7 protein-coding genes are annotated in these 4,918 nt (G+C 40.7%); 4 read left to right on the top strand and 3 right to left on the bottom strand.

Features of this window, described 5'->3' with window-relative positions; genetic code table 11:
- Positions 1-307 precede the first annotated feature (307 nt).
- On the bottom strand, positions 308-1,456 hold the full coding sequence (locus VE944_RS17860; protein ID WP_324979615.1) for an alanine--glyoxylate aminotransferase family protein: 1,149 nt from the start codon (positions 1,454-1,456) through the stop codon (positions 308-310).
- A 167-nt stretch (positions 1,457-1,623) separates the two neighbouring features.
- On the opposite strand from VE944_RS17860, the gene VE944_RS17865 reads away from it, so the two are divergent.
- The 4 genes from VE944_RS17865 (at position 1,624) to VE944_RS17880 (ending at position 4,129) form a co-directional block, all read left to right on the top strand.
- The gene (locus VE944_RS17865; RefSeq protein ID WP_324979618.1) at positions 1,624-2,013 is read left to right on the top strand and encodes a DUF1499 domain-containing protein; all 390 of its coding nucleotides are present in this window, start codon (positions 1,624-1,626) and stop codon (positions 2,011-2,013) included.
- A gap of 264 nt (positions 2,014-2,277) precedes the next feature.
- Entirely contained in the window at positions 2,278-2,946 is a 669-nt protein-coding gene (locus VE944_RS17870) for a DUF1345 domain-containing protein (RefSeq protein WP_324979619.1), read from the top strand.
- 114 nt (positions 2,947-3,060) lie between these two features.
- Complete coding sequence (locus VE944_RS17875; RefSeq protein ID WP_324979621.1) at positions 3,061-3,306, top strand: ChaB family protein; 246 nt, start codon at positions 3,061-3,063, stop codon at positions 3,304-3,306.
- A gap of 247 nt (positions 3,307-3,553) precedes the next feature.
- On the top strand, positions 3,554-4,129 hold the full coding sequence (locus tag VE944_RS17880; RefSeq protein ID WP_324979623.1) for a GNAT family N-acetyltransferase: 576 nt from the start codon (positions 3,554-3,556) through the stop codon (positions 4,127-4,129).
- A gap of 46 nt (positions 4,130-4,175) precedes the next feature.
- On the opposite strand, the gene VE944_RS17885 is transcribed toward VE944_RS17880, so the two are convergent.
- Together VE944_RS17885 and VE944_RS17890 are read right to left on the bottom strand one after the other, a co-directional pair.
- Positions 4,176-4,337 (bottom strand): hypothetical protein, encoded by a 162-nt coding sequence (locus VE944_RS17885; protein ID WP_324979627.1) that lies wholly within the window; start codon positions 4,335-4,337, stop codon positions 4,176-4,178.
- Positions 4,338-4,489: 152 nt separating this feature from the next.
- Positions 4,490-4,918, bottom strand: a 429-nt coding sequence (locus VE944_RS17890; RefSeq protein WP_324979630.1) for a 3'-5' exonuclease, incomplete at its 5' end; no start/stop codon positions are given.

Below are 4,918 nucleotides of genomic sequence, written 5' to 3' on the forward strand. Positions count from 1 at the left end.
AGCAATCGCAAGGGCTGGGATTGCTTTGCTTCTCTACGAGACGCTGCGCGAACGCTCGCAATGACTGTAATTAATTTTGCGTAGTTACTTATGTGTTTCAGGTGCAACAGGGCAAGTGCAGTTTGCGCCTCTATCTAGGGATATAGGGGTATCACCTGGATACGGCAGTAAATAGGACATAGGCCTTTTTACAAGGGAGAAAACCGCTAAGTAAGTGGGCGTGAATAATTATAGGTTTTTAGTAAGGGTTTCAGCCCTTACTAAGAGACAAATTAGCTACTGTTAAAGCACCAGTTTAACCCGAAAACTACTTAGGTAAAACTTGCCGCAGTGCTGCTAAAAGTTGGTCAACACTTTCCTTACGACTATTAAAGCCCATCAATCCGACGCGCCAAACTTTACCAGCCAGTTCGCCAAGACCACCGCCAATTTCAATATTATGCTCATTGAGTAACTGCCGAGCGATCGCTTTCCCATCTACCCCTGTTGGAATGCAGACAGTAGTCAGCGTTGGTAGTCTATACTGTTGCTCAACGTGCATACTCAGTCCTAAACTCTCCAACCCTTCCCAGAGATATTCTACGCTTTTCTGATGACGCTGCCAGGAGTTTGCTAATCCCTCTTCTGCAAGCAAACGCAGTGCTTCCCGCAATGCATAATATAAATTAATCGGTGCTGTGTGGTGATAGGTGCGTTCAGCGCCCCAATACTTACCCAGTAGCAACATATCCAAATACCAGTTTGCAACCTTTGTTTGACGCTGTTGCAATTTCTCAACGGCACGCGGACTCATTGTATAGGGCGAAGCACCAGGCGGGCAACCCAACCCTTTTTGGCTACAACTATAGGCTAAGTCAACTCCCCAAGTATCCAAAAACAAGGGGACACCACCCAAACTTGTGACTGAATCTACCAACAACAAAGTGCCAAATTCATCACACAAATCAGCGACACCTTCCAATGGTTGACGTGCGCCGGTGGAGGTTTCGGCATGAACTAGGGCTAAAATAGTTGGACGATGAGTTTTTAAGGCAGTTTGGAGTTCATCTAGATTGAAAACTTGTCCCCAAGGTTTGGTAATGGTTCGTACATCCGCGCCATAACGTCCAGCCATATCCACAAGGCGATTACCAAAGTAACCAGCTACACCAATTAAAACCACATCACCAGGTTCTACAGCATTGGCGATGGTTGCTTCCATTGCGGCTGTTCCTGTACCACTGACTGCAATGGTGAGTGGGTTTTCTGTTTGCCATACGTAGCGTAGCAACGACTGAATTTCATCCATGAGTGCAAGAAAAGCTGGGTCAAGATGCCCAACTGGTGAGGTATTCATCGCCTGGAGAACTGCGGGATGGGCATTGGAGGGCCCAGGCCCCAACAGCAAACGGGATGGAATTTCTAACGGTGTGAGTTGCAAGCGCCCAGAGTCGTTGATTGAAATTGTTTGCGTCATAATCTGTTTTCGCTTAGACAATACTTACCGGATCATAGAGCGATGGCTTCGCCAACGCCAGAGGCGAACGCATCACCCATGTTTTAATGAATCTGTCATTTGCCAAAAGATGCCATTACGGCAAAATGTGCGAGAGTATACTTATTCACTTACCCGAATACATAATTATGGTTTTTGCTGGCAAACGACCAAATAATTTAGGTATTAGCAACGGTAAATTAGCACCCTGCCCTAATTCTCCTAACTGTGTTTCTAGTCAAAGTACAGATGCAGTTCACAAAATTGCACCACTGACTTTTACATCTAGTCCAGAAGAAGCGATTAATAATCTTAAAAAGATTATTGAGTCTTTACCAAGAACTAAAATAATTACCGAAAGCCAAGATTATTTATATGCAGAATTTAAAAGTGCTTTACTGGGATTTGTAGACGATGTAGAATTCTATCTAGACCGGAATACTAATGTTATCCAAGTACGTTCAGCTTCACGCTTAGGTCAAAGCGATTTGGGTGTTAATCGTCAACGAATAGAGACGATTAGAGCGAAGTTAAAGTAAGTATTATTTTCTTAGAAGGTTAAATTGGGAGCGCGATCGCAAATTCCGTTCCCTCTCCCAGTTGAGAATTACAACTAATGCGACTACGTTCGAGGTTATTGAGAAGAAAATCTTTTTCTAGCTCAAAGCTTTATGAAATATTTGTATAGCTAAACCAGAAAACCACGAACTTTTGGAAAAAAGGTGAAAATAAGGGTTCGGGTTCTCCAAAGGATAGCTACTAGAGTAGGATTTCTAATCTATACGGCTTGGTGCAAGATATTTGTGAAACTTAATTTATTTAAAAATTTTGACTCCCGCCCCAGACTGATAATTGCTATCGGACTAGCTGGATTAGTTTCAATAATTCTTCCGTCTTGGCTGCACTTACCTACTCGCATTCTCTGCGCTTGGAACTCCGGTGCTGACTTTTTCTTAGCCGTAACCTGGTGGAAGATGATCAAAGCTACCCCAGAAAAAATTCGCCGTTATGCTGAGAATGAATATGAAGGACATTTAGCTATATTCATGCTGGTGATAGCTGCGGCTTGTGCTAGTGTTTTAGCCATTGGGTTTTTACTAACTGAGAAAAAAGGCTTGTCAACAATTCTCCTGAGCCTACATGTCATACTTTCAATTATGACCATTGTTGGTTCCTGGTTACTAGTGCATACGATGTTTGCAGTGCAATATGCACACAGTTATTATAAATATATTACTTGTAATAATAGAGAAGAAATCACCAAAGGGTTAGATTTTCCTAATAACGACTATCCAGACTATTGGGAATTTTTATATTATTCATTTGTAGTTGGCATGACTAGCCAAGTTTCAGATGTGCAGACGACATCACGCGAGATGAGGCGCTTGACTCTGTTACATGGCATATTATCCTTCTTTTTCAATACCACAATTGTAGCGATGAGCATCAACATTATTGCTTCGCTGATTTAAAAATCGCTTAACTCAGCCAAAAGTATGATTATTTGCTTCTCTACTTCCAGAAAGATGAAATTCTATTGCAAGTTTTTTAACATAAGCTTAAGTTGAGATAATCGGAGTAAGTTTATGGCTGATCAAACAATAAATGAATTGCCTGGTGATATTACAGAACAATTGCCCGAACACGCACAGCAGATTTTTCTAGCTGCATTAAATGCAGCTCAAAGTAATGGTATGAGTGAAGAGGGTGCGCGTGAAATTGCTTGGAATAGTGTAAAGAATGAATACGAACCAGGCAGCGATGGTAAATGGCAGAGAAAGCCTGAAGATACTGCTATACATAATAAATCTGTTGTCTCTGGTGGCAATTGAGTAAATTTAAGCTTGGCATAGGCATCTTTTGTTAGAGGTAAGGCAAAATTTAAAGGGAATTCCATTTTTACGAAGCGGGTATGGAATTCCCTTTTGCTTTTTCAGAATTTTTGCAACAAGATGATAGAGATTTTAAACAAACTATAATTATTTAACAAACAAGAGGGGTTAATTCCCCATCCCCAAAGGGAATTGCGAATTGCGAATTGGTTTAAATATTGGCTAGAAAAATCTATCTACACAGGAAATGCTAATAGAACAAGACGAAATTGCTATTCGTCTAATGGAAGATGAAATATATGATTATCAGTTGATGGCAAAATGGCTAACTGATGCACAAGTTTTGGAATTTTATGAAGGAAGAGATAATCCTTTTGATTTAGAAAAAATTATAGAAACGTACAAACCAATGATTAGGAGAGATGACCCGGTTGTTCCGTGTCTGTTCTGCTATCAAAATACCCCCATTGGTTACTTGCAGTATTGTGCGCTCAATGACTTATCCCAAACCGATAGACAATTGTATCATCTCGATCAAACTGATTATGTGTACGGAATTGACTTGTTCATAGGCGAAACCGACTATTGGAACAAGGGAATTGGTACAAAAATCTTGTCAGCAGTTATCAGTTATCTTTTTGAACAACGGCAAGCTCATAAAATTGTTATAGATCCTCATGTTGACAATCCTCGCGCTATCCGTTGCTATGAAAAATGTGGTTTTGTCAAAGTAAAGTTATTGCCCGCCCATGAGCTACATGAAGGGGAATACTCAGATTGTTGGCTTATGGCAATAGAAAGAAAGAATCCATTGCACTCCTAATTTATGCATCACGACTGGTAAGTTGGTATGAGAGAATGTTACAAAATTAACTCGCGTCTTCCCAGTCACTGAGTAACTCATGCTGTTGTACAGTTTTCTTGCATTGGCGGAATGGTATAGGAGTACCAATACTAATGCTAGGAAAAGACTGTTTTTTTGTCTTGCTGGGTCTATTTTCTCGTGTCGTTGTCAACTGTTGGGTTTTCATTGGTAAATCAATTTCTGATTAAAATCTCAGCACCAATTTATAACACCAATTTTCAAACGGCAACTTCCATTATAGGTAGCTTATTTTGTACAAATATTCACAATCCGATCGCTACTAACCAGGGCTTTCAATTAACTTATTAAAAGTTTTGATCACACTTGTTTGGTCATTACTCCTAAATTCATCACACATTCAGGAAATTGGCGCTTTAATGCAGGAAAAACCGGACAAGGCGCTTGTTCTTGTAAATTGTCTGGTTTACTCCAAGTAAAGGGGGCTTTTTGCGCTGCTGACATCCACACCAAACGCTTTGCTCGTGTCATCGCAACGTATAGTAAACGGTACTCTTCAGATATTTTCAAGTGCTTTGCTTGTTCCCATGCTTGTGTAACATCTGGTATGGTAGATTCTCCGTGGAGAGCAGCACGAATTTGGGCGCGGGCTACTTCTGATAAGGTAAAATCCCCTAAGAATTGGCTTTGGGGAGGAACCCAAAATCTCCCAGGAATCAAGTTTTCGTGGAGAAAGGGAAGAAACACATAGTCCCAATCTAGCCCTTTGGCTTTGTGCATGGTAATAAT

The organism is Nostoc sp. (assembly GCF_035638895.1).
GTDB lineage: Bacteria > Cyanobacteriota > Cyanobacteriia > Cyanobacteriales > Nostocaceae > Nostoc.